The following is a 25,241-nucleotide window of genomic DNA, read 5'->3' as shown; positions in this document are numbered from 1 at the left end:
CGTCTGTCTCGGGTCATCCTATCCTATTGCGGCGCATGCTGGCCACTGGCACGCGCGGCCGCAAGCACATCAACCCGCGTAGCACCCGCCGCAAGCAGCGGAACAGCGCAGGCCGCCAGCGTGGCGCCGGTGGTCATCACATCATCCACCACGATGACATGCCGCCCCGATAGCGCGGGAATCCGCTCCGGCCGCACCGTAATCGCCCCATGCATGAGGTGCTGGCGCTGGCTGCGGCCCAGCCCTTCAAGCGGGCGGGTGGCGTGGATGCGCTCAAGCCCGTCGCAAAGGACCGTAGCCCCCGCAAGGCGCGCCAGCGCGCGGGCCAGAAGCGCTGCCTGGTTGTAGCGGCGGCCAAACAGCCGCAGGCGATGCAGCGGAACCGGCATGAACAGGCTCTCCCCCGTCATGATGTCCCTGCCCGCCTTGGCCATGTAACGTGCCAGCAGCGATACGTTTTCCGTGCTGTCGGCATATTTCAGCGGCAGAATGAGGCTGCGCGCGGTCTCATCATACATCATGGCGGCACGGGCTTCGCGCCACGGCGGCGGGTTCTGCTGGCATGTGGTGCAGGTCATGTCCGGCCCCGCGGCCGCGCGGGAGGAAAACGGCAGGGCGCAGCGCCGGCAGAAAGGCGGCGTAATCAGGTGCATCTGCCCCACGCACGCCCCGCACAGATGCCCGGCCTGCGCCACCTCCGCCCCACAGGCAAGGCAGCGGGGCGGAAACAGCAGGTCAAGCACCGGCGTTGCGGCCTTGCGCCACCATGGGGCGGAACGGGTCATCGGCTCACACGATCGTGGGCTTGGCAGGGTGCGGGCATGGGTTCACACCAAGGGGCATGAGCCCGGATGTGCCGCAGATATTCGACCGCCATGCCGTGAGGCTGCACCGTGACCGCGCGGCACCCGACGTGGCGGCGGTGCGCCCCGTTATGGAGGAAGCCGCCACCCGCCTGCTCGACCGCCTTGATGATGTCACGCGCCCGTTCGCCACGGCGCTGGATATTGGCGGGCGTGGCGTGGTGGCTCCGCGCCTGCGCGCGCGCGGCATCCATACCGTTGCCGCCGATCTCTCGCCCCGCATGGCGGCCCTTGATGCCGGGCCTGCCGTGGCCATGGATGGGGAATGGCTGCCCTTCGCCCCACACAGTTTCAACCTGGTGGTGGCATGTCTTTCGCTGCACTGGATCAATGACCTGCCGGGACTGCTGGCGCAGGTGCGCAATGTTCTGGCGCCGGATGGGCTGTTTCTGGCCTGCATGCCGGTGCTGCCCACGCTGGGCGGCCTGCGCACGGCGCTGATGGAAGCCGAGATGGCGCAGCGCGGCGGTGTCTCGCCACGCGTCTCGCCCTTTCCCGGCCTGCGTGACTGCGCGGCCCTGCTGCAACGCGCGGGGTTTGCCCTGCCGGTGGCCGATGCCGATGTGATCGAACTGAGTTACGCAACGCCCATGGGCCTTCTGGCCGATCTGCGCCACGCAGGCGAGACCAATGCCCTGTGCCAGCGCGCGCGTGGCCTGACATCCCCTGCCCTGCTGGCCGAGGTCCTGGGCCGCCTGCCGCGTGATGCCGATGGCAGTATCGCGCAGTCGCTGCACATCGCGGTCATGACCGGCTGGGCCCCTGCCCCCACGCAACCCCGGCCGCTGCGGCCCGGCCAGTTCAGCGTGAGCCTGGAGGAGGCGCTTCGCGGGCCACCGTAACATTCAGCCGCCCGTAACACTCATGTGGCGCCGCACGCGGGCGGGATCATCCGCATCGCGCCCGATCAGGAAATCATGCCCCTTCGGCTTGCGCAGGATGGCGGCGCGGACATGGTCCATCATCGCCACGTCATCCTCGCCCGCGCGCAGGGGGGCGCGCAGGTCAGTCGAGCCTTCATGGCCAAGGCAGGTGTAAAGCCTGCCGGTGCATGACAGGCGCACGCGATTGCAGCTTTCACAAAAATTATGGGTCATGGGCGTGATGAAGCCGATGCGCTGGCCCGTCTGGCCAATGCGGGCATAACGCGCCGGGCCGCCGGTGCGATAGGCCAGCGGCTGCAACGTCCAGTTCTGCTCAAGCCTGCGGCGCACGGTCGAGAGTGGCAGGTAATGATCGGTGCGGTCCTCGCCCGTCTCGCCCATGGGCATGGTCTCGATCAGGCACAGATCGGCGCCGATCTCGCCGCACCAGGCAATCAGCGTGTCGAATTCATCTTCATTCACGCCCGCCATGGCCACGGTGTTGATGCGCACCGCAAGCCCTGCCTCCCTTGCCGCGCGGATGCCATCAAGCGTGCGGGCAAGGTTGCCGCGCCGGGTGATGCGGGCAAAGCGGGCGGGATCAAGCGAATCAAGGCTGACATTGACGCGGCGCACGCCACAGGCATGCAGGCCATCGGCAAATTCGGCCAGCCTGCTGGCATTGGTGGTGAGCGTGAGTTCATCCAGCCCCGGCTGGCCGGTATCACGGTGCAGCCATTTGCCCATTTCGTGGAAGAAGGACATGACATCGCGCCGCACCAGCGGCTCGCCCCCGGTCACCCGCAGCCTGCGCACACCGTGGCCGATGAAGGCCGCGCACAGGCGCTCGAGTTCGGGCAGCGACAGGATTTCCGCCTTGGGCAGGAAGGTCATGTCCTCGGCCATGCAGTAGATGCAGCGCATGTCGCACCTGTCGGTGACTGACACGCGCAGGTAGGTCAGCAGGCGGCCGTAGGAATCGGGTAGCGGGGCATGGTTCATGCAGTCACAAACCCTGGGAGAGCACGGTCAGCTGCACGACCATGGCATTGACCATCACCTTGCCTGCATGGGGAAACATGACCGTAACGCGTTCGCCAATGGCCGACTGCACCGCGCCATCGCCCCATTCCGGGTGCTCGGGGTGGCGGACTATCTGCCCCGGAACGAGAAAGGACCGGAAAGGTGGAGGGGCCATGATGCTGCGCGGTTCCTGCATGGGGGTCATGACCGGCATATCGGACCGGTGCGGGCCTTATTAAACCCCATTGGCGGGTATTCAACAAAAAAACAGCCTGCCTGCCGCTGCTGCCCCGCCTTTTCCCCCATCACAAGGCATGTTACCGCAAGGACATGCGCACACCCTTTTCCCGGCCGGTACAGGCATGACCCAACGCCCCGCCACAAGGGGTCGCCTGTGCGGAGCCTTGCTCGGGGCGGGATGGCATGGCCTGTCTGCCCTGCTGGCCCCTGTTTTGCGCCTCAACCTGCGCCGCAGGCTGGCGCGCGGCAAGGAAACCCGGGACAGCCTGCCCCAGCGTCGCGGCCTGGCCACCCGGCCCCGCCCCCCGGGATTGCTGGTGTGGCTGCATGCGGCCAGCGTGGGCGAGACGGTTGCCCTCCTCCCGGTCATTGAGCAGTTACTTGATGCTGCCTCCGCGCCGCACGTTCTGGTCACGACCGGCACGGTCACGGGAAATGCCATCCTGCATGACCGCCTGCCTGCCATGGCCGGACAGGAGTGGGTCATTGCGCAGTTCGCGCCGCTGGACGTGCCACGGTGGGGGGCGCGGTTTCTTGATTACTGGCGGCCTGACGTGGGTGCGCTGGTGGAAAGCGAACTCTGGCCCAACCTGATTGCGGCCTGCCACGCGCGTCATATGCCGTTGGCCCTGCTCAACGGCCGCATGTCCGACCGTTCGCTGGCTCACTGGCGCCGGGCCGCCTGCCTGCTGGCCCGCATGCTCTCGGCCTTTACGTGGGTCATGGCCCGCAGCGCGGAAGATGCAGCCCGCCTGCAACAGGGCGGCGCAACCCGGATCGACCTGATTGCCGACCTCAAGGATGCGGCCCCCCCCCTGCCACATGACCCCACGGCGCTGGCCGAACTGCAAGCCATGCTGGCCGGTCGGCCGGTCTGGGTCGCGGCCTCCACCCATGAGGGAGAAGACGCCGCCATCATCGCCGCCAGCGCCCTTGTGCGGCAGATGGTGCCCGATGCCCTGACCATCCTCATCCCCCGCCACCCCGAACGCGGCGCGGATATTGCCGCACATGCCCCCTCCAGCCCTCCGCGCCGCGCATTGGGGCAGGCCCCTACCGCGCAGGACGGACTATGGATCTGTGATACGCTGGGCGAGATGGGCCTGTTCCTTGCCCTTGGCGCACCGGTGCTGATGGGCAACAGCCTGCCGGGCTGCGCGGGCGGTGGCCATAACCCGCTGGAACCCGCGCGGGCCGGTTGCCCTGTGGCCAGCGGCCCACTGATCGGCAATTTCCGCCAGGCTTATGGCCGGATGGCAGATAGCGTGCGGTTTGTCGAAACCCCGGCCGATATTACCCAGTGGCTTATCCCGCTACTCCAGAACCCTGATGCCTGCCACAAGGCAGGCGCATACGCCAAGCAGCACGCCCTACCCGATTCCGCGCTGGTCAGGCGCATAGCCCACGCCCTTCTTGCACTGGACCCGCGCTGATGCAGCCACCCGCCTTCTGGTGGCGGCCAGCCACCAATGCTGGCCTTCCGGCGGCGCTACTTGCCCCCCTTGCCCATATTTATGCTGCCGCAACCGCACGCCGCCTGCGCCGTGCATCATGGCAGGCACCCGTGCCGGTGCTGTGCTGTGGCAATATTGGCGTGGGTGGCGCGGGCAAGACGCCGCTGGTGATGGATCTGGCACAGCGCGCCATAAGCCGCGGACGCAGGCCCGCTTTTCTTTCACGCGGATATGGTGGCCGGGCGCGGGCAGGCACACGGGTTGACCCGAACCGTCACACCGCGCGCGACGTGGGCGACGAACCCCTGCTGCTGGCCTGCATCGCACCATGTTATGTGGGCGCTGACCGCGCTGTATCGGCACGCCGCGCCGTGGCGGATGGCGCGGATTGCCTGCTGATGGATGACGGGTTCCAGAACCCCACCCTGCATCAGGACCTGGCGCTGGTGGTAGTTGATGGCGCGGTCGGTTTTGGCAATGGCCGCGTGCTGCCTGCTGGCCCCCTGCGCGAGCCGGTGGCCACGGCACTCGCCCGCGCCGGTGGCGTCGTCATCATGGGCGGTGACCAGCAGGGCATTGCAACCCGCCTGCCTGATGGACTGCCCCGTTTTGCAGCAACCCTGCAACCCGACACGCAATCGGTACCGCGTAACCGGCCCATCATCGCCTTTGCGGGCATCGGGCGGCCCGCCAAGTTTTTCGAGGGGCTGGCGCAGCGCGGCATTCACCCCGCCCGCTGCCTCGCCTTTCCCGATCATCACGCCTATACCGCAACCGAGCAGGCCCGGCTGCACAGACTTGCGGCACAGGCCGGGGGCTGCCTTGTTACAACACAGAAGGATGCCGTGCGCCTCAATGCCGCCCTGCGGGCGGAGGTGCATACGGTGGGCCTGCAACTGGCATGGACCAACCCCGCCATGCCCGAACGGATACTGGATCTATGGCTGGGCACGACACAGAGATGAAAGCAGAACAGCCCCAGGCACAACACCCCACACGGCAGATGCACCTTGAAGCGGCCCTGGTGCGCGCGCTTGCGGCCCTCTTCCGTCGCCTTGGCCCGGTGCGGGCCTCCAACCTTGGCGGGTGGCTGTGCCGCACGGTGGGGCCGCGCCTGCCCATCTCGAAAATAGCCGATGCCAATCTGCGCATGGCCATGCCCGAACTTGATGGCGGAATGCGCCGCGCCGTCATCCGCGCCATGTGGGACAATATCGGCCGCAACGCTGGCGAGTTCCCCCACCTTGCCACCCTGCCCCGCAACCCGGCGGATGGCGGCCCCGGCTGGGATGTGGTGGGCGAGGAACACCTCGTCGCGCAGGCGGCGAAGGGCGGGCCGACCATTTTCGTATCCGGCCATATTGGCAACTGGGAGATGCTGCCCCCCGCCGTGGCGCGGTACGGACTGCCATTCTCCTCGTTTTACCGCGCGCCGAACAACCCGCTTGTCGATCGTATCCTGCGCGACCTGCGCAATGATGCGATGGGCGCGCCCGTGCCGCTGTTTGCCAAGGGGGCACGTGGCGCGCGCAATGCGCTGGCCCACATACTCAAGGGCGGTCATCTGGGCATGCTGGTGGACCAGAAGATGAATGATGGAGTCGCCGCCCGCTTTTTCGGCCAGCCTGCCATGACGGCGGGCGCCATGGCGGCCATGGCGCTCAGGCTGCGCTGCCCCGTCATACCCGGCTATATCGAGCGCATCGGCCCGGCACGGCTGCGCATGCATGTCTATCCCCCCATCAACCTGCCTGATAGCGGCAACCGTGCTGCGGACCAGATGACTCTGACGCAACAGGTGAATGACTGGATTGAAGGCACGATCCGGCAGCAGCCGGGCAGTTGGCTCTGGATTCATCGCCGATGGAATGGGCAAATGCCTACTGAAGAGCCTAAATAATAGCCATGTATGCTACAAAATATTGCTTTTTTGCCACAGGGTGTTGTTTCTGCCTGTTTGTGCGGCTTTCTGCCTGAAATTCAGTTTGGCAAAGCTGCCATGCAGGAATAGCGTTGTTCCTATCTTGTCACGCCAAGACAGTCAGAGGGCCAACGGAATGCACATGATGACCAGGCAGGCTTCCGCCACCAATGTTGTTTCCCTGCGGCAGGGCTTCCTGCCCCGCCACCGCGAATACCTGATGCGCTGGCTTGAAGCCGGTGCGTGCATGGGCCTGTGTGATGCGGACATCTCCGATCACAACGATGAAAACGAGCCCGATATCGAGCATGTGCTGGTCTGGGTGCGCGAAAATGCCCGGCCTGCCTACATGGTCCGCCCCGAGGGCATGGGCTGGGTACTTGTTGACCAGATCCGCGACCGCCAGCTTGCCACCTACAGCAGCTTTGAAGCCGCCCTTCACGCCATCCGCCCGGTGCTGGCGCATGGGGCAACCGCCGCCGCCTGAAACAGGTCAGCGACGGTTACACCATCCTCCTGCGCTGCCCCTAGTTGGCGCTGCGCCGCAGCCTGCCCGCAGGGGGAATGACGATCCTGCCGCCACCGTTGGGCAGGATCTGGAACACGGCCAGATCACGCCGCGTCCTGCCATTCTCCAGAAAACCAAATGCGCCATCCACCCCGCCAAACCCGTCGGGGCGGGTCAGCGCCTGCACGGAGTAGCCATTGGCGCTTCCGGCGGGGCGGTTCTGGTCCAGCGCCTTCACCAGGGCCGCCGCATCATAGGTCAGGTCGGCCAGAGGGGTCGGCATATGGTGGTAGTTGGCCATGAACTGCTGCACGAATGCCTGCCGGGTGGCTGGATCGGGCGCTGCGTACCACGCCCCCTGCAGCGCGCCGAGCTTGGTGGCGAATGCCGACCACAGCCCCGGCCCCATGATCTGCACATGCGTATTGTCCACATGCGCCAGCGCCAGCGCGTTGATGATCATGCCCAGTTGCAGCCCGGTATCGCCCAGGAGCAGCGCATCAAACGGCGGGGCAGGAAAATCGGGCGTGGCAGCGGGTGCCGTGGCGGTTTCTGGCGCTGGCGTGGGGGCCTGCGGCGCGCCATCGGGATTGGCGGGGTCGATGGTCGCTGAATCGGGCACGGCCTCGGGCGTGGGCGCAACCGGCGACTGGACCACGGGGTCGGGCTGCGGCACGGCGGCGGCGCGACTGTCATAGGCCGACAGGGTTTTCAGGTTGGCGGTAATCGCCTCCTGCGTGCTGTCATGGAACATGATCTGCGGCGATTGCAGGCCATTTTCCGTGCACACCTGCTGCAGCGCCTGCCCAAGCGCATGACCCAGCCGGTTATCGGGCAGGAAAGCCGCGAAATGCTGCCGCCCCTGCTGCCGGGCAGCGAGCACCATGCGGCGCACCTGCTGCTCGGGCGCGATGCCAAGGGTCCAGACACCGGGCTGGGCGACCGACGTATCACTGGTAAAGGCCAGCACAGGCACCCCGGCGGCGGTGGCGACCGGTGCCGTCTGCGCTGTTTCATCCATGGTGAGCGGGCCGAGGATCAGCCCGTCGCCTGCCTTGATGGCCGCCTGTGCCGCAGTAGCGGCGTTGCCACCGGGGGCGGCGGTATCATGCACGTCAAGCGGCGGAGCCGTGGGTGTGTTCATGGCCATGCGCGTGGCGGTCAGCATTTCCTGGCCCAGGCGGGCGTTCGCCCCGCTCAGCGGCAGCAGCACGCCCACGTTGCGCCCGGCATGGGGCGCATGATGGCCACCACCCTCACCGCCGGCACAGGCGGTCAGCACCGACAGCGCCAGCCCTGCCAGCAATAAGCGCTTGCATGCAGGGCGCACAGAGGCAGTATCAGCATCCTGTCCTTGCATCTGGGTTCCGAATGTCTGACGCCTCATCTTCCTCGCCTTCAAAATCTCAACATGCCCCGGAACATCCGGCGGATATAAACCGTGATAATATTCATAGCGGAGAATCCGCCCCCCGTCATGCCGGGAACGCCGATGAAACCGTTCCGGTTGTGCATCAGGGTGGAGAAGTTGTGCTTGTTTCCACACCAATAGGCAACCTTGGCGACATGAGCCGCCGCGCGGTCGAGACGCTGGAGGCCTGCGACCTGATCCTGTGCGAGGACACGCGCACCAGCGCGCGACTGCTGCGCGAATATGGCATCCGCACCCGGACCCGCCCCCTGCATGACCACAACGAAGACAGGCAGATCCCCGCTCTCCTTGAAGCCCTTGCGGCGGGCCAGCGTATTGCCGTGATCTCGGATGCGGGCACGCCGCTGATGTCGGACCCCGGCTACCGGCTGGTGCGCGCCGTCGTGGCGGAGGGCGGCCACGTTACGGCGGTGCCAGGGCCGAATGCCGCAGTGATGGCGCTCACGCTATCGGGCCTGCCGCCACACCCGTTCATGTTCTCGGGCTTCCTGCCGCCACGCGAGGCGGCGCGGCGCGAGGTGCTGGCGCAACTGCACGCCGCCGAATGCGCGGGCCTGTCCGCTACCCTGATCTGGCATGAAGCCCCCCATCGGCTGGCGGAAATGCTGGCTAGCCTTGCCGATGTCATGGGGGGGGACCGCCCCGCCGCAGTCGCACGCGAACTGACCAAGCGGTTTGAGGAAGTGCGCCGTGGCACGGTAGCCGCACTTGCCGCCCATTACAGCGAGCACCCGGCACGGGGCGAGATTACCGTGGTGCTTGGGCCGCCACTGCAGGAAGACAGCACGGCAACTGATCTCGACACCCAGTTGCACGAGGCGCTGCGCACGCTCTCGGTCAAGGATGCGGCAGCACTGGTCGCCGGCATTACCAGCCTGCCCCGCCGCACCGTTTATACCCGCGCGCTGGAACTGGCGCGGGAGAAAAAATAAACCCGCAGGCCCTTACTGCCCCCCGATATCGGTATTGAACAGCGAATCCGCGGGCATGGGGCCGCCGGTGCTGGCATCGAGCAGGTCAACACGGGTGGTTTCCTGCTGGGCATCCTGAATGATCCAGCCGCGCAGCCGCAGCGGGTTGTCATGGAACAAGAGGGTCATGCTGCCATCGCCCGGCGTGTCGGTGCGCACCACGGTAATGTCGAGCGCATTGCTGTCATGCGACAGGCCGGTCACCGTCACATCACCCGAAAGTTGCAGATGGGGGCGCAGCAGCAGGCCAAGCGGGGTCTTTTCCATCGGCATGGTGGTGGTCTGGTCAAGCTGGCTGTCGTTGAACACCACCTGGTCATGGTTGGCCACGAGCAGCAGCGGGCTGGGCGGGTCATACTGAAAGCGCATGCGGCGATTCGTGCGGTCGATCCATGCCGTGCCGGTGCTGACCTTGCCATCAGGCGCGGTCTGGCGGAAACGCGCCTTGAGCAGGCTGATCGCATCAAGGTGGCGCTCGACCCGCTCAAGCAGCGCGTGATCCTGGTCCGAAGCCCCCACGGCCATCTGCTCCTGCGCATGGGCAACAGGCGCAAGGGAACCGCCCAGCAGGCAGGCAACGCCACAGGCGGCAATGACGGGAAGAAATCTCATGATGCGGCGCAATCCGTGCAGATACTCGGTGCACAGTCGTGCCCCATCATGCCCGCAATATCAAGCCAGCCCCTCCGGTGCATCTTCCTACGAACTGCCAATCAGCACGCCCGCCACGAATACCAGCAGCCCGCCAATGACAATCTGCACGATGGCCGAGCCAAACGGCGTGTCCTGATAGCGCCAGCGTATCCATGAAATGGCGAACAGTTCGATCACCACCACGATGATTGCGGCAATCATGGCGGCCGAAAAATCATCGATCAGGAACGGCAGGGTATGCCCGATGCCACCCGCCGTGGTCATGAGCCCGCATACCAGCCCGCGCAGCAGCGGCGCGCCACGCCCCGAAAGCTTGCCATCATCGGACAGGGCCTCGGCAAACCCCATGGAAATCCCCGCCCCCACCGAGGCCGCCATGCCAACGAGAAAGGCGTTCCATGGCTGATGCGTGGCGAAGGCCGCGGCAAAGACCGGCGCGAGTGTCGAGACCGAGCCATCCATCAACCCCACCAGCCCGGGCTGGATGATCTGGAGCACGAAGCGGCGGCGGGCATCCTCATCCTCGCTTTCGCGCTTGCTGGTGGGCAGGCGGTCGAGGGTAATGGCATTGGCGGCCTGCTCGTGCTGGTCCTCGGCATGGGCAAGGTCGCCAAGCAGCCTGCGGGTGGCGGCATCGGTGGTGCGCAGGGCGGCCTGGCGGTAGAAGCGCGCCGCATCCATTTCCATCTGCCGCGCATGGGCGCGCACGGCCTCGATACCCTGTGTCTGCACCTGCCAGGCGGGCTTGCGCACCATGAAGTCAGCAATATCGGTCCTGCGGATCAGCGGGATATGCGGGCCGAAACGGCTGACATACAGGTCGATCAGGTCGCGGCGGTGCTCGTCCTCCTCCATCGACATATCGGTGAATATCCTGGACGTGTCGGGGTATTTCTCGCGCAGGGTATAGGCAAAATCGGAGTAGATACGCCCGTCCTCCTCCTCGTTGGAGATGGCAAGCGCGAGGATTTCCTGATCGGACAGGGAAGAGAATTTACGCATTTCCCAGTCTATGCATAAATTCTCTTAATAGCTCAAGAATATTGTAAAGTTACAAATAATTCTCAATTGAAATGCCAAAGTAAAACGATCGAAAATGATTATGCTTCTCGATTACGTTTCTTGGTAAAAATATCCACGAGCTGCGGCTCACACCACGGACGCCTCGGCAAGGACATGGGTCACGTCGCCCTGCCACCGGCCATGATAGGCGGCAAGAAAGGCTTCGGCCTGCGTGGGGCCGCCCGCGGCGATTTCATGCAGGGGGGCAAGGTAACGGGTCTCATCATGCCCATTGCCATCACGCAGGGCGCGGGCGCGCAGGCCATCGGTGGCAAGGGCGATCATGCGGGCGGCAAGCGGACGCAGCGTGCCCTGCCCCCACGGTGCATCCAGCCCCTGGCGCGGCACGGCGGTGCGCAGGGTGCGGTAATCATCCCACCCATGTTCGCGCACCAGCTTTTCGGCGGCAAGCAGGGTCGCGTCATCATAGAGCAGACCGGTCCAGAGTGCGGACTGGGCCAGCATCATGGCGGGCGAGCCCGCATCGGCGCCGCGCATTTCAAGGAACTGCTTGAGCCGCACATCGGGGAAGGCCGTGGTCAGGTGGTCCTCGAAATCACCGATGGTGGGGCGTTCGCCCTCCAGCCCCGGCGGGCAGCGCCCATCAAGCCAGTCGCGGAAGGAATGCCCCGCCACATTGATCATGCGCTCGCCCCGTGTGACGAAATACATCGGCACATCGAGCAGCCACTGCACATAGACCGCGAAACTGAAGCCATCTTCAAGGAACTGGCGCGGCATGCCCGCGCGCGCGTTGTCGGTATCGGTCCAGACACGCGCACGGTTGGACAGGAAGCCGTTGGGGTGGCCTTCATAGAACGGGGAACTGGCGAACAAAGCGGTCGCCACCGGCTGCAATGCCAGCGAGACCCGCATCTTGCGCGCCATGTCGGCTTCCGAGCCGAAATCGAGGTTCACCTGCACGGTGCAGGTGCGCAGCATCATGTCCAGCCCCAGCGTACCCACGCGCGGCATGTAGTCGCGCATGATGGCGTAGCGGCTCTTGGGCATCCACGGAATGTCGGCGCGCCTGGCCGTGGGGTGAAAGCCCAGCGGGGCGAAGCCCAGGCCAAGCTCGGCACAGGCGGGGCGAATGGCCTCGAAGTGATGCGCCATCTCGGCCGCCGTATCATGCAGCGAGATAAGCGGCGCGCCGGAGAGTTCAAACTGCCCGCCCGGCTCGAGCGAGATGGAACCGCCTTTGGCTGCCCCCTGCCCCTTGAGGCCGATCAGCGCGCCCTGATCGATGATATCCTGCCACTGCGTGCCACCGCCTTCGGCTGAAAGGGCGCGCAGCAGGGCCTCGATTCCGCGCGGGGCATATGGGGGGGCTGACCATGCCGCACGACCAGGGCCTGCGGCATCGGGTTTTACAAACCCGAATTTCTCGTGTTCGGTGCCGATCCGCCACTGTGCGCGTGGACGCGCGCCCGCCGCCAGCACGGCGACCAACTGGTCAGGGGATTCGATTACGTGTGCGTTAAGCGCGCCGGGATTCGACATGGCGGGGGCAATATCCTCATGACAGTCAGGGCAAGGCTGGCAACAGGCCGAAAAAAAGCGGGATGGGTTATTACGAAGTCTTATCACATAAGACGTTGAGGCCCGACCCGACAAGAGCCAGTGCCGCCGCTGCCGCCGTATCCGCCCGCAGCACCAGCGCGCCAAGCCAGAGCGGCCGCACGAAAGCCTGCCTGCACAGCATCTCATGCTCACGGGGCGAAAATCCGCCCTCCGGGCCAATCAGCACACCATCGCCCACATGGGGCGTGGGCGCGGCAACCCCCTGCGGCCTGCGCTCGAGGGCTGCGAAAAGGGCCGTATCATCAGGCCATTGCGACAGCACCGTGGTCAGCGGCGCCAGCGGGTCGATGGCGGGCACGTCAAGGCGCTCGCACTGCTCGGCAGCCTCGATGGCGATGGCGTTCAGGCGGTCGGCATTGATGCGGTGGGTATTGGTGCGCTCGGTCACGACAGGGCGGAAATGGGTGACCCCGAGTTCCGTGCCCATGCGGATGACCGTCTCGGTCGCATCGCGCTTGAGGGGCGCGAAGACGAGGCACAACCCCGGCGTGGCAGCAGGTGCGCGGGTCTGCTCCACCACGCGGATGCGGCAGCGGTCGCGGCGCAGGTGCTCGATCACGCCCTGCCATGCGCCATCACGCGCGTTGAAGACCTCAACCACTGCCCCGGCCTGCTGACGCATGACCGTGCCGAGGTAATGGGCCTGCCCCGGTTCCAGATCAAACAGGGCATCAACCGCCATCGGGGGAAGGCTGGCGGGCGGTATGAACAGGCGCGGACAATCCCTCATGCCGGATGGTCACCTTTCAGTATCAGGACAGCATACAGGGGGCCGGTCTTGACCCCACGGGGCCTTCCGGCCCATCTGTGTGGCCATTAGCAGCCATGGGGCGCGCCGTCATCGGCAAACACGGCCCCACGGTCAGCAGGCAAGCGGCAAGGAGTTGTAGCGTGGACCAGCCCATACCCCATACGGACATCAGGGTGGATGGCTGGATCGGCCGCCTGCCGCCCCGCCTGCGCCCTTATGCCCTGCTGATGCGGCTCGACCGCCCGATTGGCACATGGCTCCTGTTCCTGCCCGGCGTCTGGGGCATCATGCTGCCGGACCATGTACCAACAAGACAGCGGCTTTTCCTGATCGCGCTGTTTGGCATTGGCAGCGTGGTCATGCGCGGCGCGGGCTGCGTGGTCAATGACATGTGGGACCGTGACATCGACCGCCAGGTGGCACGCACGGCAGGCAGGCCGCTGGCCTCGGGCGCGCTGTCCATGCGCGAGGCGGCCCTGTTTCTCGCAGCCCTCCTGCTCATCGGCTTCAACATCCTGACGAACCTCAACGGGCTTTCGCAGATTCTGGGCGCATCCTCGCTCATTCTGGTGGGGCTGTACCCGCTGGCCAAGCGGGTTACGTGGTGGCCGCAGCTTGTCATGGGCTTTACCTTCGGCTTTGGCGCGCCACTGGGCTATGCGGCGGCAGCGGATCATGTCGATGCCGCACTCGCCACGCTCTATGCCGCCACCATCGTGTGGCAGCTTGGCTTCGATACGATCTATGGTTTTCAGGACATGGAGGACGATGCCCGCATTGGCGTGCGCTCCACCTCCCGCCTCATGGCCGGGCATGCGCGGCTGTTCGTGGGCGCGTGCTATGGGCTGACGCTGGCAGGGCTGGCGGGCGCGGGCTACCTGGCCCATGTGGGGCTTGGCTTCTGGCCTGCGCTGGCGCTGCCCGCGGCCCTGCTGGGCTGGCAGGTGTGGCGGCTGGACGAACGTAGCCCCGCCACCTGCCTGCGCCTGTTCCGCTTCAACCGCGAAACCGGGCTTGCCATCGCCCTGGCCGTGCTGGCGGGAACGCTTACGCGCTGAGGTGCAGCGTGCGGGCCAGGAAATCACGCGCCATGCCCATGCACTGAAGGAACAGGGCGGCATCAAAACGGTGTCCCTCATCGCGCAGGAAGGCATGCTGGGCATTGAACTCATGCCACTCGTAGCATGAGCCCGCCTTTTCCATCGCGGCACGGATCATCTGTCGCCCTTCAAAGGGCACATGCGGGTCCTGCCGCCCCCATACCATCAGCGCCTCGCCACGCATCTCGCCCACGCGGGCCAGCGTATCATCGCACCTGCCCTGCCCCTGCGTGGCGGAATGGATATCGGTGGCATAGAAACACACCGCCGCCCGCACCCGCGGGTCAAGGGCGGCACGAAACGCCAGGTGCCCGCCAAGGCACACGCCCATGGTGGCAAGGCTTTGAGTGCAGTGGGGGTTGGCTGCCAGCCAGTCGAGTGCCGCGCGGGCATCATGGTCGTAGCCTGCGACCGGCTTTTCGAATTTGAGGAAATTGCCGCGATCCGTGCCCGGTTTGTCATAGGCCAGCACGGTGCCCGCCGGTTCGTATTCATGATAGACCTCGGGCACGGCCACGACGTAACCCTGCCCCGCCATCATGGCGGCCAGCCTGCGGATGGGGGCCGTAACCTGATAGATTTCGGAAAACAGCACGATTCCGGGAAAGCGCCCTGCAATGGCGGGGCGGAAAACATGCATCCGCATCATGCCCGAAGGCGTTGGGATATCTGCCGTCTCGTCGGAATGGATGATCATGATGAAATTCCTGCCAGTGATGCAAAAGGGCACGATAGCAGCATGCGGGCGGCCAACCGAGAGGGGACGAGCCGATCATGCCTGCAATATCAATTCTTAAAATGTTTTTTGTTCATATATTGCGCAGAACGTGCTTCAAACATTGACTTTCCTTCCCCGCCCCGGCCTGTATGGGGCATGAATCGGTTACAGAAATCATGATGTCATCCCTGTTTGCCCTCTCGCTCGCCATCTGCGCCATCGTGTCCGTCGTGGTGCTGATCGCACGTTTCCGGATCAATCCGTTCATCGTGCTGTTCTCGGTCTCGCTGGCGCTGGCGCTGTGCGCGGGCATGCCGCCACAAAAGGCCATCGCCTCGTTCGAGGCCGGTGCGGGGCGGGTACTGGGGCATGTGGCCACCGTGATCGCGCTGGGCACCATGCTGGGCAAGATGCTGGCGGAATCAGGCGGGGCAGACCGCATTGCCCTGACCATTACCCGCCTTGCGGGGGAAAAGCGCGTCAGTTGGGCGATGATGGTGATCGGGCTGCTGGTGGGGCTGCCGGTTTTCTTTGAAGTCGGATTCGTGCTGCTGATCCCGCTGGCATTTACGCTGGCGCGACGCACCAATACGCCGCTTTTGCGCGTGGCCCTGCCTATGGGAGCGGCCCTTTCGGTCACGCACGCCATGATCCCGCCGCATCCGGCCACACTGCTCGCCCTTTCGGCCTATCATGCCGATATCGGGCGCACGATCCTGTGGGGCATCGTAATCGGAACGCCTGCCGCGGCTTTGGCCGGGCCGGTCTATGCCCGCTTCATTGCCGGGCGCATCGGCCCCGTGCTGCCTTCGGCGCTGGAGGCGCAGTTCGTCAACCACGAAGTGCCTGCCAGCATGCCCGGCTTTGGCATTACGGTCCTGACCATTCTCTCGCCCGTTGTGCTGATGCTGGTGGGTTCGATGGCGGATGCGGTGGCCCCTGCCCACACCACGCTCAACAATGCGCTGCACTTCATTGGCAATACGGATATTGCGCTGGCGCTGGCCACGCTGCTGTCCTTTCAGGTCTTTGGCACGGCGCGTGGCTTCAGCCGCGAGACGATTCTAAAGTTCACCAATGACTGCCTGGCCCCTACCGCGCTGATCATGCTGCTGGTGGGCGCGGGCGGCGGGTTCGGGCAGGAACTGGTCGATAGCGGCGTTTCAACCGCCATTACCGACCTTGCGGTGGGTGCCCATGTGCCGCTGCTGGTGCTGGCCTGGCTGCTGGCGGTGGTGGTGCGGGTGGCCACGGGTTCGGCCACCGTGGCCATGAGCACGGCGGCGGGCATCGTGGGGCCGATCCTTGTGCACACGCATGGGGCCTCGCCTGAACTGATGGTGATCGTGACCGGCGCGGGCTCGGTGGCGCTGGGGCCGCTGAATGATGCAGGCTTCTGGCAGATCAAGGAATATCTTGGCCTGTCGGTGGGCCAGACCATAAAGACCTGGTCGGTGATCGAGACCCTGATTGCCGTGCTGGGGCTGGTCTTTGCGCTGCTGCTGTCGCTGGTGGTGGGGTAGAAGTTATCAGACAGATCTGATCCGGTCGATGATGGCGCGGATGGCATCCCGGTCCAGTTCGAATTCCGGCCCGGCATCCATCACGGCGAGTTCCATCAGGGCATCCGATAATATACTGGATCGGGGGCGGTAATGGCTGTTGTCCATCTCCAGCGCCTTGCCAGCAATGGCCTGCACATATGATTTCCGGGCAAGAAGGGATTCCAGCACGCTGGCGATCTTCCGGGGTGTCAGGCCCCTGTCCATCAGGGCCAGTACATCCACCGCGCGGGTGGTCTCGATCCCCTCACTGACGAGTGCCGCCTCCATAGCAGCGACAGACTCCGCCACGCCGCGGCAGGCATCGGTTAGGACCACGGTGGCAAAACCTGCCCGAACGGCATCGCGCGCGGTCGCTGCCACGCAGTAATCCAGCGCCACCCCCACCACGAATACGCGCTTGATCCCCCTGCCCCGAAGCAGCCCGTCAAGCCCGGTGCGGCTGGCACGCGCATTATCTTCAAAGGCGGAATAGCTGTCAGTATCAGGGTGCATGCCCTTGCGCAGCACCACGCCGATATGAGCCTGCGCCAGATCGGGCGCGAGTTCCGCCCCTTTCGTGCCAGCCACGCAATGCACCGGCCACGGGCCGCCCTGCATGTCAAAGGACACATGAGCCGCCGGGTGCCAGTCCTGCGTTGCGGCAATCAGGCCAAAGGGCAGTTCGCCCAGCCGGTTGATGAGCGGCACGATGCCATCGGCCCCCGCCACGCCCAGCGTGCCGCCGGGCATGAAATCGACCTGCATGTCGATGATCAGCAACGCATCGGCGGGCGTGATGAACAGGCTAACTTCACGCCCGCCAGAACCGGAATGCCCGTTCGCCGTCATGCGGCTCCCTGCCGAGATAATTTAAAAATAAAAGGATAGAAGTCTGTGAGTGCTGCCTTTTTCAAACAGGCAGCACTCTTCGAAGCTTTTTTGAAAAGAGCCTCACCAGAAACTTTTATCTGATACCCTGACCCTTGGCATACGGATTGCTCGAGGCCCGCAGCAGCAGCCTGATGGGCGTGCCGGGCAGGTCGAAGGTCTCGCGCATGCCGTTGACCAGATAGCGCTGATAGTCCTCTGGCAACTGGTCGGTGCGGGTGCCGAACAGGATGAAGGTGGGCGGGCGCGCCTTGGCCTGTGTGATGTAGCGCAGCTTGAGCCTGCGGCCATCAACGAGCGGTGGCGGATGGCGCTCGACCATCATCTCGAACCAGCGGTTGAGCGCGCCGGTGGGCACGCGGCGGTTCCACACTTCATAGGCGCGGCGCACGGTGGGCAGCAGGCGGTTGATGCCGGCCCCGGTCATGGCCGAGAACGACACGACTGGAATGCCGCGCATCTGCGCAAGCGAGGTCTCGATCCGGTCCTTGATGGCCTGACGGGTCACCGCCCGGTCCTCCACCGCATCCCACTTGTTCAGCGCCAGCACGCAGCACCGGCCCTCACGCTCGATCAGGCGGGCGATCTGCAGGTCCTGCTCATGCACGCCCAGCGTTGCATCGAGCACGAGGATCACGACCTCCGCCATCTTCAGCGCCTCGATGGAGGCGGAGACCGACATCTTCTCCAGCGTCTCGTCAATGCGGGCCTTGCGGCGCAGGCCCGCCGTATCGACAAGCTGGATCGGGCCTTCATCGTCATGCAGCATGACGGCAATGGAATCGCGCGTCAGTCCCGGCTCGGGGCCGGTAATCATGCGCTCCTCGCCCAGCAGGCGGTTGAGCAGCGTGGACTTGCCAGCATTCGGGCGGCCCACGATGGCAAGGCGCAGCGGGCCGGGCGGGCGCACATCCTCTTCCTCGCCCTCGGCCAGCGCATCCTCGCGCCGGGAGCGGCGGGTGACTTTTTTCACCGGCGGCAGGTCGGTGGGCGGCAGGCGGTCCACGATCTCGCTCATGAGATCGGCCACGCCCTCGCCATGTTCGGCCGACATGGCCAGCGGCGTGCCCAGCCCCAGCGAGAACGCCTCCATGGCGGCGGCGGCACCCTGCCGCCCCTCCGCCTTGTTGGCGACCAGCAGCACCGGGCGGCCCTGGCGGCGCAGCCAGTTGGCAAAATGCTCATCGGCGGGCGTGATGCCGCTACGTGCATCAATGCAGAACAGCACGAGATCGGCCTCGGCCACGGCGGATTCGGATGAAGCCCGCATGCGGCCGTACAGCGTATCGGGTGCCGCTTCCTCCAGCCCGGCCGTGTCGATGATGCGGATGGCCCGGCCCCGCACGGTGGCCTGACCCTCCTTGCGGTCGCGGGTGACGCCGGGGGTATCGGCCACGAGCGCCTGCCTGCGGCCAACCAGCCGGTTGAAAATGGTCGACTTGCCGACATTCGGCCTGCCTGCGATCACGACAACCGGCAGCGCATCCACTGGCGCGGATGGAAAAGATGAACTCACTGCGGCAACTTTCTTTTTAGGTATAGGCCATAAGGTAGCCGTTATTATCCATGAGCAACAGCGTATTATCGACCACGATGGGCGCTGTCGTCACCTCGGCTGGCAGTTCGTGCAGGGAGTCGATATGCCCCTGCGCGGGATCGATGATGACAACACCGTTCTGCTTGAAGTTCGATATGAACACCAGCTTGCCGCCTGCCAGAATCGGGCCGTTCCACACGATGCCACGCTTCTGCTTGTCGGAATTCTCATACTGCCGCAACTGCGTGATCCAGCGCACATGACCTGAAAGCCGGTCAAGGCAGGCCACCTGCTGGTCCATGGAGATGAGGAAGATCCAGTCCCCAATCACCAGCGGCGTGTTCTGCCCCGAAATGCCGCGCTCCCACAGCCTGCGGCCCGAGCGCATGTCGATGGCGACCAGAACGGCGCCGGTGCTGATGGCATAGGCCGTGCCATCGGCAATGACCGGCATGCCATGCACGCACGAGAAATCGATCAGCGCCTGCTGGCCGTTGGTGCTGCCCAGGGTGTCGGCCCACACCACTTCGCCGCCTTCGGCACGCAGCGCCACCAGATCGCCCGAGCCAAAGCCCGCGAGCACCACGCCATCGGCCACGGCGGGCGCGGGCTGGCCATAAATGATGGTATCGGCTGCTGTTGCGGCATAGGTCCACACCACGTTGCCGTTTTCCGCATCAAGGCAGTACAGGTGTTCGTCAATCGTGCCAAAGAACAACCGTCCATCGGCGATGGTGGGTGCGGAACGGCCCGGTGTCTGGATGTTGACGCGCCATTTCAGCTTGCCGGTGGCCGCATCGACCGCAAGCGCCTGCCCGATGCCATCGACGATGTACAGCGTGCCCTTGTCCACGCTGATGCCACCGCCGAGATTGTTCGACATCATCTTGCGCGGCTTGGGGTTGTATTCCCACAGCTTGTGCATGCCGGGCCAGCGATAGGCGCGGATCACGCCCTGCGCGTCAGCAACGAAGATCCGGCCATCCTGCACGACGGGCGTGGCCTGGATGATACCGCGCCCGCTATCACCAAGCGCCACGTAGGACAGCCATTCCGGCTCGGAATTGCCTGCGCCGATATCATGCGTCCATTCATGGCGCATCTGGCTGGTCCAGGCGATATCGCGGCTCCCATGATCGGGCGTGATGCCCGATTGTGGCCATGCGTTCAGCGCCGTGGGGGCGGGAACGGTCACGGCCTGCGTTTCCTCGGGGTCGACGGTAAGCCCGGCGGCGGTGTGCAGCACATCCGAACGGTGACCGATCAGCAGCGGGGCTTTTTTCTGCTCGCCGGAACAGGCGGCCAGCAGGGCTGCCCCCGTGCCCAGCAACACATGGCGGCGGCTCAGGGCTGATTTCATGGTCTTCCTGTTGGTCGGCGTGGGGGATGCGGGGTCAGGACTAGCCACCAGCGTCATCTCCAAGCGTCTGGAGCATGGCTTCGGCGCGGCTGCGCACGCCATCTGCAATGGTCATGTCCATCGCCAGTCGTTCGAATTTGGCGCGTGCATCTGCGTCCTTGCCTGTTTTCAGGTCAAGCAGGGCTTCCGCCTCGATGGCCTGGCCGCGCCACGGCTGGCCCGCGCCATCAATGACCGCAAGGCGCGAACGCAGGGTGGCGGGGTCGCCGCCATCAATCTGGTGCTGCACCCATAGCAGGCTGGCAAGCGCTGCAATGGTGGGGTCAACCGCGTGTTCCTGGCTCACGCCATCCCACAGGGCCAGGGCCGCGGGCAGGCTGCCACTTTGGGCCAGCAGGGCCGCGCGCTCCATGCGCTCGAGCGCGCGCAGCGGCGGGCGGGCCCGTGCATCCAGTGCTTCAAGCGCCTGCAGGCCCTTTTTCTGCCGTGTGGTCAGGCTGGCATCGACACCCGTGGCATCGGGCGGGCGGGCGACATCCTGCATGGCGGCGAAATAGGCGGCCGAGACGGCGGCATCCGCCTTGTGGGCGCGCGAGACGGAATACTGCCACCCGCCCGCGCCAATGCACACGGCCGCCACCACGACACCGGCCACGACAAGATAGCGCCGCGCCAGTGCCCGGATGCGTTCGGCACGGATTTCCTCATCGACTTCCATGAAGATGTCGTCAGCCACGTTCGTGTCGTTCCCTGCTCGCTTGCGTGGCGCATGGCGCCTTCCGCGTCGTGATCCCTGAGCCAGCATATCCGGCCCGGCGCGGCACGGCAAACCACCCGGCCAGTGCCGCAGCCCATTTCCGCCTGTTCGATCACATAGACCGGCCTGTTTTGCACCGCCAGCGATAAGCGGGCGGAAAATGCAAAAAATCGGCTTTTTTCACCGTTTCGCATGCGCCCGGTCGCGCATGAGCATCTGCGCGGTCTGGACCACCTGCTTCACGTTCAGCCCCTCCATCGGCGCATTGCCCACCGGGCCTGGCGCCATGGCCACCCGCCCCCACGGGCCAGCCGGCGCGTATTCCATCGCCTTGCTACGGCCAAACAGGCCCAGCGTGGGGATCTGGCTGGCAGCAGCCAGATGCATGAGCCCCGAATCATTGCCAATGAACAGCGTGCACCGCGCGAGCAGGGCGGCAACCTGCGTGACTGACAGGCTCCCCCCGGTATCCAGCGCATCGGGCAGGCATTCGATCACCGGCAGGGCGCGGGCGCGCTCCGCCTCGCCGGGGCCATACAGGATGACTGGCCGCAGGCGCGGATCATCGGCCTGCAGGGCCTTGAAGGCCGCGACAAACCGCTCGGGCGGCCAGATCTTGCCATCCCAGTTGGCGGTGGGGCCAAGGGCAATCCAGCGCGTGCCATCATCGGGCAGCATGCGCGCGGCCTCCGTGCGCTCGGCGGCACTTGTCCACGTAACCGGCAGCGGCGCGGGATCGAGTTCGAGCAGGTTGCCGATATGCGTGATCCGCGGCCCCCTGCGGCGCCCGCCCTGCATGACGTGGCGCTCGCCCACGCGCAGGAAATAGCTCACGATCGAACTGCGCAGGTCCACGCACAGATCCCATTTGCGCCCCCTACACTGCCGCCACAGATCGACCCAGTGCATGTTGCGCGGGCGCTTGACCATCTCGATCGTGCGCACGCGGCGCGGCATGTGCGCAAACAGCCCCGCTGCCACCGGCCCGCACGCAATGGTGAAATCGGCCTCGGGGTAGCGCCTGAGCAGCGTATCAAGCAGCCCGGTGGAGAGAATGGCATCACCCAGCCGGGTGGATGTGATGAACAGGATGTGCATTTTTCGGTGCTAGTCAGGTTTTGCGTGCGTGCCAACCTCTCTTTGCCCTTGCCTGCGGGCGCGGGCGTGGCCAGATTGCACCCATGGCCAGAATTGCTCACCTTTCCGACCGCAGCGTGCTCGGCATATCAGGCGCTGATCGCGTCTCCTTCCTGCAGGGTCTTGTGTCCAACGACATGACCACGGTTGCGCCCGGCCGGGCGGCCTGGACCGCGTTCCTGTCGGCCCAGGGCAAATGGCTGGCGGATTTCTTCGTTTTTGCCGACCCCGAAGGCGAACGCCTGCTGCTTGACTGCACGGCCAGCCAGGCCGACATGCTGCGCCAGCGCCTGTCGCGCTACCGCCTGCGCGCGCAGGTTGAACTGGGCGAGACCGGCTACGCCGTGCACGCGGCCTGGGGCGAAGGCTTCACCCCGCCCGAAGGCTACCCCGCCGCCCCCGACCCGCGCGTGGCGCAGGCGGGCTGGCGCTTCCTGCTGGGTCATCCCACGCCTCACCCCACGGCTGATGAAGCGGATTATGACCGCCACCGCCTTGCCCTTGGCCTGCCCGATGGGCCGCGTGACTGCGAAAGCGACAAAACCCTGCTGCTCGAAGCCAATTTCGACCAGCTCAATGGCATTTCATGGACCAAGGGCTGCTACATGGGTCAGGAACTGACCGCGCGCACGCGCTACCGGGGGCTGGTGCGCCGCCATCTCGTGCCCGTATCCGCCCCTGCCGACCTGCCCGTGCCGGGCACGCCCGTCATGGCTGGAGAAAAGACGGTGGGCGAGATGCGCTCCTCCCGCGATGGCGCGGGGCTGGCCATGATCCGCAGCGAGCATCTGCACGATACGGGTCTTGTGGCGGCGGGCCATGGGGTGCAGGTGCATCTGCCGCAGTGGTTCAGCCTGCCGGCAAAGCCGCAATAGGGCGCTGCACCCACCCCTTTATTTCACGTTTCAAGGTCAAGACCCATGCCTTACACGCCACCTGAACCGAGCACGCGCGCCGCCATGATCGAGCGCGTCAAATTCAATGCCGATGGCCTGATTGCCGCCATTGCCCAGCAGCATGACAGCGGCGAGGTGCTGATGCTGGCCTGGATGAATGCCGAGGCACTCGACGAAACCCTGCGCACGGGCCGCGTATGCTACTATTCGCGCAGCCGTAAGGGCCTGTGGCGCAAGGGCGAGACATCAGGCCAGGTGCAGACGCTGGTGGATGCGCGGCTCGATTGCGACCGCGATGCCGTGCTGGTGCTTGTCGACCAGAAAGGCGTTGCCTGCCACACCGGGCGGCGCAGCTGCTTCTATAACGCGCTGCGCCCCGAAGGAATTGTGGAGATTACGCAGCCCGAAATTGCGGCTGAAACACTTTATGGCAAGGGCTGAACGGATCATGCAGGAAAACGAGGAAGAAAGACGCGAACAGATCAGCAAGCTGGTCTGGATCGGCATTACCGTGGTGGGCACGGTTCTCATGGGCTTTTTCATGCTGCGCAACGAAATGCATGCCCTGATCTCGGAAAACGAACCCGCCTCCCCGCCTGCCGCAGCAAGCGCGCCTGCTACGCCGGGCCAGCCTGCGCCGCCTGCCCCGCCTCAAGCAGGTCAATAATTTCGCGGGCCGCCGCATGGGCCGGGTTTTCGCCCGGGCCGTGCAGGACCGTGCGGATATGGGCAAACCCGGTGCGTTGCAGGTCGCGGCTGGCCGGGTCCGCCAGCAGGCGCTCGACGGTGGCGGCCAGCAGTTCGGGCGTGCAGCGCTCCTGCAGCAGTTCGGGCACCAGCCTGTGGCCCGCCAGCAGGTTGACCATGGCCACGTAGGGCACGCGGATCAGCCGCCGCGCGATGGCCGCCGTCAGCGGATTAACGCGGTAGGTCACGGCCATGGGCACGTTGGCCATGGCCAGTTCCAGCGTGGAGGTGCCTGACTTGGTCAGTGCTGCGGAGGCCGCGGCAAACGCATCATGCTTGTCATGCACATCGGTCACGATCAGGGGCCGCACCGGCCACCGGGCCACGCCCGCTCGCACAATATCGGCAATAACGGGCGCGACCGGCACCACGGCCACGATATCGGGCCTGTTACGCTGCACGAGGGCCAGCATACGGCCAAAAGCTGGCAGCAGGCGTGGCGCCTCCGAGCGGCGGCTGCCGGGCATGAGCACGAGAATGGGCGCATCCGGCGCAATTTTGTAACGCGCCCTGAAGGCCGCAGCCGAACCTTCATCAGCCCCCGACTGCACCACCGGATGACCCACAAACCGCGCTTCGATGCCGTGGCGGGCAAAGAATTCCGGCTCGAAGGGCAGCAGGCACAGCATGCGCTCCCACAGGCCGGGGAATTCGCGCACCCTGTGCTCGCGCCACGCCCAGACCTGCGGGGCCACGTAATGCAGGCGGGGAATGGAGAGCGGCGCGATCCGGCGCAGCAGGCGCAGGGTAAAGCCGGGGCTGTCGATGGTAATGACCAGCGCGGGCCTGCGCGCGGTAATATCCGCCACGGCCTGATCGAGCCTGCGCGAGAGGTGGCGGATGCGCGGCAGCACCTCAAGCAGGCCCATCACCGCAAGGTCACGCAGCGGGAAAAGCGATTGCAGTCCCTGTGCGTGCATGCGCTCCCCCCCGATACCCGCAAAATGCAGGTCAGGCCGCAACTGGCGCAGCGCGATCATGAGGCGGCTGCCCAGCACGTCGCCACTGGCTTCCCCCGCCATGATCCATATGGTCGGGCCGGAGGGGGAAACGCCCGCAGGCGCAGGGGGGAATGAAGGCTTGGTCATGCCAGACCGGCTTATCGTGTCGGGACAAAAGGCGCAAATGGCAGTGGCAAAAATATCTGCCGCCCCATGCGTGATCCCTGCCCTGTTTCAGGTCTGAAGCTTTTTGAAAAAAGCTTCACCAAAAACTTCTTTACAGTTTTTTG

The 25,241-nt window shown here is 65.4% G+C and carries 26 protein-coding genes; 11 read left to right on the top strand and 15 right to left on the bottom strand.

What is annotated here, in order from left to right:
* Positions 1-23 precede the first annotated feature (23 nt).
* Positions 24-785, bottom strand: a complete 762-nt coding sequence (locus GXY01S_RS01975) for a ComF family protein (RefSeq protein ID WP_061271713.1) — start codon at positions 783-785, stop codon at positions 24-26.
* A 56-nt stretch (positions 786-841) separates the two neighbouring features.
* Here GXY01S_RS01975 and GXY01S_RS01970 point away from each other — a divergent pair, with 56 nt between their 5' ends.
* Positions 842-1,705 (top strand): class I SAM-dependent methyltransferase, encoded by an 864-nt coding sequence (locus tag GXY01S_RS01970; protein ID WP_061271712.1) that lies wholly within the window; start codon positions 842-844, stop codon positions 1,703-1,705.
* A 3-nt stretch (positions 1,706-1,708) separates the two neighbouring features.
* On the opposite strand, the gene moaA is transcribed toward GXY01S_RS01970, so the two are convergent.
* Both moaA and GXY01S_RS01960 read right to left on the bottom strand, forming a co-directional pair.
* Positions 1,709-2,728 (bottom strand): GTP 3',8-cyclase MoaA, encoded by a 1,020-nt coding sequence (gene moaA, locus GXY01S_RS01965; RefSeq protein ID WP_061271711.1) that lies wholly within the window; start codon positions 2,726-2,728, stop codon positions 1,709-1,711.
* A 4-nt stretch (positions 2,729-2,732) separates the two neighbouring features.
* Positions 2,733-2,963: a DUF3553 domain-containing protein gene (locus GXY01S_RS01960; protein WP_061271710.1), complete on the bottom strand. Its 231-nt coding sequence runs from the start codon at positions 2,961-2,963 to the stop codon at positions 2,733-2,735.
* A gap of 148 nt (positions 2,964-3,111) precedes the next feature.
* On the opposite strand from GXY01S_RS01960, the gene GXY01S_RS01955 reads away from it, so the two are divergent.
* From GXY01S_RS01955 to GXY01S_RS01940, 4 genes are all read left to right on the top strand, one after another.
* Positions 3,112-4,422, top strand: a complete 1,311-nt coding sequence (locus tag GXY01S_RS01955; RefSeq protein WP_061271709.1) for a 3-deoxy-D-manno-octulosonic acid transferase — start codon at positions 3,112-3,114, stop codon at positions 4,420-4,422.
* The gene (gene lpxK, locus GXY01S_RS01950; RefSeq protein ID WP_061271708.1) at positions 4,422-5,408 is read left to right on the top strand and encodes a tetraacyldisaccharide 4'-kinase; all 987 of its coding nucleotides are present in this window, start codon (positions 4,422-4,424) and stop codon (positions 5,406-5,408) included. The genes GXY01S_RS01955 and lpxK overlap by 1 nt, the downstream gene beginning before the upstream one ends.
* Positions 5,405-6,343, top strand: coding sequence for an LpxL/LpxP family acyltransferase (locus GXY01S_RS01945; RefSeq protein WP_082770676.1), 939 nt, complete (start codon positions 5,405-5,407; stop codon positions 6,341-6,343). Before lpxK ends, GXY01S_RS01945 begins: the two co-directional genes overlap by 4 nt.
* Before the next feature lie 163 nt (positions 6,344-6,506).
* Positions 6,507-6,851 (top strand): hypothetical protein, encoded by a 345-nt coding sequence (locus GXY01S_RS01940; RefSeq protein WP_061271707.1) that lies wholly within the window; start codon positions 6,507-6,509, stop codon positions 6,849-6,851.
* A 40-nt stretch (positions 6,852-6,891) separates the two neighbouring features.
* Here GXY01S_RS01940 and GXY01S_RS01935 read toward each other — a convergent pair whose 3' ends face one another.
* Positions 6,892-8,232, bottom strand: coding sequence for a penicillin-binding protein activator (locus tag GXY01S_RS01935; protein ID WP_061271706.1), 1,341 nt, complete (start codon positions 8,230-8,232; stop codon positions 6,892-6,894).
* An 11-nt stretch (positions 8,233-8,243) separates the two neighbouring features.
* Here GXY01S_RS01935 and rsmI point away from each other — a divergent pair, with 11 nt between their 5' ends.
* On the top strand, positions 8,244-9,236 hold the full coding sequence (gene rsmI / locus GXY01S_RS01930; protein WP_165165622.1) for a 16S rRNA (cytidine(1402)-2'-O)-methyltransferase: 993 nt from the start codon (positions 8,244-8,246) through the stop codon (positions 9,234-9,236).
* Between the two features lie 12 nt (positions 9,237-9,248).
* On the opposite strand, the gene GXY01S_RS01925 is transcribed toward rsmI, so the two are convergent.
* From GXY01S_RS01925 to GXY01S_RS01910, 4 genes are all read right to left on the bottom strand, one after another.
* Entirely contained in the window at positions 9,249-9,887 is a 639-nt protein-coding gene (locus tag GXY01S_RS01925) for a LolA family protein (protein WP_061271799.1), read from the bottom strand.
* 87 nt (positions 9,888-9,974) lie between these two features.
* Entirely contained in the window at positions 9,975-10,931 is a 957-nt protein-coding gene (gene mbfA, locus GXY01S_RS01920; RefSeq protein ID WP_061271704.1) for an iron exporter MbfA, read from the bottom strand.
* Positions 10,932-11,078: 147 nt separating this feature from the next.
* Positions 11,079-12,494 (bottom strand): glutamate--cysteine ligase, encoded by a 1,416-nt coding sequence (locus GXY01S_RS01915; RefSeq protein WP_061271703.1) that lies wholly within the window; start codon positions 12,492-12,494, stop codon positions 11,079-11,081.
* A 70-nt stretch (positions 12,495-12,564) separates the two neighbouring features.
* A complete protein-coding gene (locus GXY01S_RS01910) occupies positions 12,565-13,305 on the bottom strand; it encodes a 16S rRNA (uracil(1498)-N(3))-methyltransferase (RefSeq protein WP_061271702.1) in 741 nt (246 codons plus the stop codon).
* Between the two features lie 161 nt (positions 13,306-13,466).
* Here GXY01S_RS01910 and ubiA point away from each other — a divergent pair, with 161 nt between their 5' ends.
* Positions 13,467-14,384, top strand: a complete 918-nt coding sequence (gene ubiA, locus GXY01S_RS01905) for a 4-hydroxybenzoate octaprenyltransferase (RefSeq protein WP_061271701.1) — start codon at positions 13,467-13,469, stop codon at positions 14,382-14,384.
* Here the strand turns inward: ubiA and GXY01S_RS01900 are convergent.
* Positions 14,374-15,123, bottom strand: coding sequence for a dienelactone hydrolase family protein (locus GXY01S_RS01900; RefSeq protein ID WP_061271700.1), 750 nt, complete (start codon positions 15,121-15,123; stop codon positions 14,374-14,376). The genes ubiA and GXY01S_RS01900 overlap by 11 nt on opposite strands.
* A gap of 200 nt (positions 15,124-15,323) precedes the next feature.
* Here GXY01S_RS01900 and GXY01S_RS01895 point away from each other — a divergent pair, with 200 nt between their 5' ends.
* Positions 15,324-16,667, top strand: a complete 1,344-nt coding sequence (locus GXY01S_RS01895) for a GntT/GntP/DsdX family permease (RefSeq protein WP_061271798.1) — start codon at positions 15,324-15,326, stop codon at positions 16,665-16,667.
* Positions 16,668-16,673: 6 nt separating this feature from the next.
* On the opposite strand, the gene GXY01S_RS01890 is transcribed toward GXY01S_RS01895, so the two are convergent.
* The 5 genes from GXY01S_RS01890 to GXY01S_RS01870 form a co-directional block, all read right to left on the bottom strand.
* Positions 16,674-17,537, bottom strand: coding sequence for a nicotinamidase (locus tag GXY01S_RS01890; RefSeq protein WP_082770674.1), 864 nt, complete (start codon positions 17,535-17,537; stop codon positions 16,674-16,676).
* A 115-nt stretch (positions 17,538-17,652) separates the two neighbouring features.
* Complete coding sequence (der, locus tag GXY01S_RS01885) at positions 17,653-19,092, bottom strand: ribosome biogenesis GTPase Der (RefSeq protein WP_061271699.1); 1,440 nt, start codon at positions 19,090-19,092, stop codon at positions 17,653-17,655.
* A gap of 16 nt (positions 19,093-19,108) precedes the next feature.
* Positions 19,109-20,473 (bottom strand): outer membrane protein assembly factor BamB family protein, encoded by a 1,365-nt coding sequence (locus tag GXY01S_RS01880; protein ID WP_061271698.1) that lies wholly within the window; start codon positions 20,471-20,473, stop codon positions 19,109-19,111.
* A gap of 40 nt (positions 20,474-20,513) precedes the next feature.
* The gene (locus GXY01S_RS01875; RefSeq protein ID WP_061271697.1) at positions 20,514-21,209 is read right to left on the bottom strand and encodes a hypothetical protein; all 696 of its coding nucleotides are present in this window, start codon (positions 21,207-21,209) and stop codon (positions 20,514-20,516) included.
* 201 nt (positions 21,210-21,410) lie between these two features.
* Positions 21,411-22,328 (bottom strand): glycosyltransferase family 9 protein, encoded by a 918-nt coding sequence (locus GXY01S_RS01870; protein WP_061271696.1) that lies wholly within the window; start codon positions 22,326-22,328, stop codon positions 21,411-21,413.
* 83 nt (positions 22,329-22,411) lie between these two features.
* Between GXY01S_RS01870 and ygfZ the strand changes: the two genes are divergently transcribed.
* From ygfZ to GXY01S_RS01855, 3 genes are read left to right on the top strand one after another with little or no spacing between them, the layout of a single operon-like run.
* The gene (gene ygfZ / locus GXY01S_RS01865) at positions 22,412-23,242 is read left to right on the top strand and encodes a CAF17-like 4Fe-4S cluster assembly/insertion protein YgfZ (protein WP_061271695.1); all 831 of its coding nucleotides are present in this window, start codon (positions 22,412-22,414) and stop codon (positions 23,240-23,242) included.
* A gap of 45 nt (positions 23,243-23,287) precedes the next feature.
* Positions 23,288-23,704: a phosphoribosyl-AMP cyclohydrolase gene (gene hisI / locus GXY01S_RS01860; RefSeq protein ID WP_061271694.1), complete on the top strand. Its 417-nt coding sequence runs from the start codon at positions 23,288-23,290 to the stop codon at positions 23,702-23,704.
* Positions 23,691-23,930 (top strand): hypothetical protein, encoded by a 240-nt coding sequence (locus tag GXY01S_RS01855; RefSeq protein ID WP_061271693.1) that lies wholly within the window; start codon positions 23,691-23,693, stop codon positions 23,928-23,930. The genes hisI and GXY01S_RS01855 overlap by 14 nt, the downstream gene beginning before the upstream one ends.
* Here the strand turns inward: GXY01S_RS01855 and lpxB are convergent.
* On the bottom strand, positions 23,881-25,098 hold the full coding sequence (lpxB, locus tag GXY01S_RS01850; protein WP_061271692.1) for a lipid-A-disaccharide synthase: 1,218 nt from the start codon (positions 25,096-25,098) through the stop codon (positions 23,881-23,883). The two genes, GXY01S_RS01855 and lpxB, sit on opposite strands and share 50 nt — an antisense overlap.
* Positions 25,099-25,241: the final 143 nt, after the last annotated feature.

This window comes from Komagataeibacter xylinus NBRC 15237, from assembly GCF_001571345.1.
Taxonomy (GTDB): Bacteria; Pseudomonadota; Alphaproteobacteria; order Acetobacterales; family Acetobacteraceae; genus Komagataeibacter; species Komagataeibacter xylinus.
Note: the sequence above shows the minus strand (reverse complement) of the source record. Positions and strands in the feature narration are given on the sequence as shown.

Excerpts from the sequence above, each read along its gene's own strand:
- GXY01S_RS01955 (WP_061271709.1), top strand. The coding sequence starts at position 3,112 with ATGACCCAACGCCCCGCCACAAGGGGTCGCCTGTGCGGAGCCTTGCTC.
- GXY01S_RS01900 (WP_061271700.1), bottom strand. The coding sequence starts at position 15,123 with ATGATCATCCATTCCGACGAGACGGCAGATATCCCAACGCCTTCGGGC.
- lpxK (WP_061271708.1), top strand. The coding sequence starts at position 4,422 with ATGCAGCCACCCGCCTTCTGGTGGCGGCCAGCCACCAATGCTGGCCTT.
- GXY01S_RS01935 (WP_061271706.1), bottom strand. The coding sequence starts at position 8,232 with ATGCAAGGACAGGATGCTGATACTGCCTCTGTGCGCCCTGCATGCAAG.
- GXY01S_RS01910 (WP_061271702.1), bottom strand. The coding sequence starts at position 13,305 with ATGAGGGATTGTCCGCGCCTGTTCATACCGCCCGCCAGCCTTCCCCCG.
- GXY01S_RS01915 (WP_061271703.1), bottom strand. The coding sequence starts at position 12,494 with ATGTCGAATCCCGGCGCGCTTAACGCACACGTAATCGAATCCCCTGAC.
- GXY01S_RS01870 (WP_061271696.1), bottom strand. The coding sequence starts at position 22,328 with ATGCACATCCTGTTCATCACATCCACCCGGCTGGGTGATGCCATTCTC.
- GXY01S_RS01890 (WP_082770674.1), bottom strand. The coding sequence starts at position 17,537 with ATGACGGCGAACGGGCATTCCGGTTCTGGCGGGCGTGAAGTTAGCCTG.
- rsmI (WP_165165622.1), top strand. The coding sequence starts at position 8,244 with ATGTCTGACGCCTCATCTTCCTCGCCTTCAAAATCTCAACATGCCCCG.
- GXY01S_RS01940 (WP_061271707.1), top strand. The coding sequence starts at position 6,507 with ATGATGACCAGGCAGGCTTCCGCCACCAATGTTGTTTCCCTGCGGCAG.
- GXY01S_RS01945 (WP_082770676.1), top strand. The coding sequence starts at position 5,405 with ATGAAAGCAGAACAGCCCCAGGCACAACACCCCACACGGCAGATGCAC.
- GXY01S_RS01925 (WP_061271799.1), bottom strand. The coding sequence starts at position 9,887 with ATGAGATTTCTTCCCGTCATTGCCGCCTGTGGCGTTGCCTGCCTGCTG.
- GXY01S_RS01970 (WP_061271712.1), top strand. The coding sequence starts at position 842 with ATGAGCCCGGATGTGCCGCAGATATTCGACCGCCATGCCGTGAGGCTG.
- mbfA (WP_061271704.1), bottom strand. The coding sequence starts at position 10,931 with ATGCGTAAATTCTCTTCCCTGTCCGATCAGGAAATCCTCGCGCTTGCC.
- GXY01S_RS01895 (WP_061271798.1), top strand. The coding sequence starts at position 15,324 with ATGTCATCCCTGTTTGCCCTCTCGCTCGCCATCTGCGCCATCGTGTCC.
- hisI (WP_061271694.1), top strand. The coding sequence starts at position 23,288 with ATGCCTTACACGCCACCTGAACCGAGCACGCGCGCCGCCATGATCGAG.
- ygfZ (WP_061271695.1), top strand. The coding sequence starts at position 22,412 with ATGGCCAGAATTGCTCACCTTTCCGACCGCAGCGTGCTCGGCATATCA.
- GXY01S_RS01880 (WP_061271698.1), bottom strand. The coding sequence starts at position 20,473 with ATGAAATCAGCCCTGAGCCGCCGCCATGTGTTGCTGGGCACGGGGGCA.
- moaA (WP_061271711.1), bottom strand. The coding sequence starts at position 2,728 with ATGAACCATGCCCCGCTACCCGATTCCTACGGCCGCCTGCTGACCTAC.
- GXY01S_RS01855 (WP_061271693.1), top strand. The coding sequence starts at position 23,691 with ATGGCAAGGGCTGAACGGATCATGCAGGAAAACGAGGAAGAAAGACGC.
- GXY01S_RS01975 (WP_061271713.1), bottom strand. The coding sequence starts at position 785 with ATGACCCGTTCCGCCCCATGGTGGCGCAAGGCCGCAACGCCGGTGCTT.
- GXY01S_RS01960 (WP_061271710.1), bottom strand. The coding sequence starts at position 2,963 with ATGCCGGTCATGACCCCCATGCAGGAACCGCGCAGCATCATGGCCCCT.
- lpxB (WP_061271692.1), bottom strand. The coding sequence starts at position 25,098 with ATGACCAAGCCTTCATTCCCCCCTGCGCCTGCGGGCGTTTCCCCCTCC.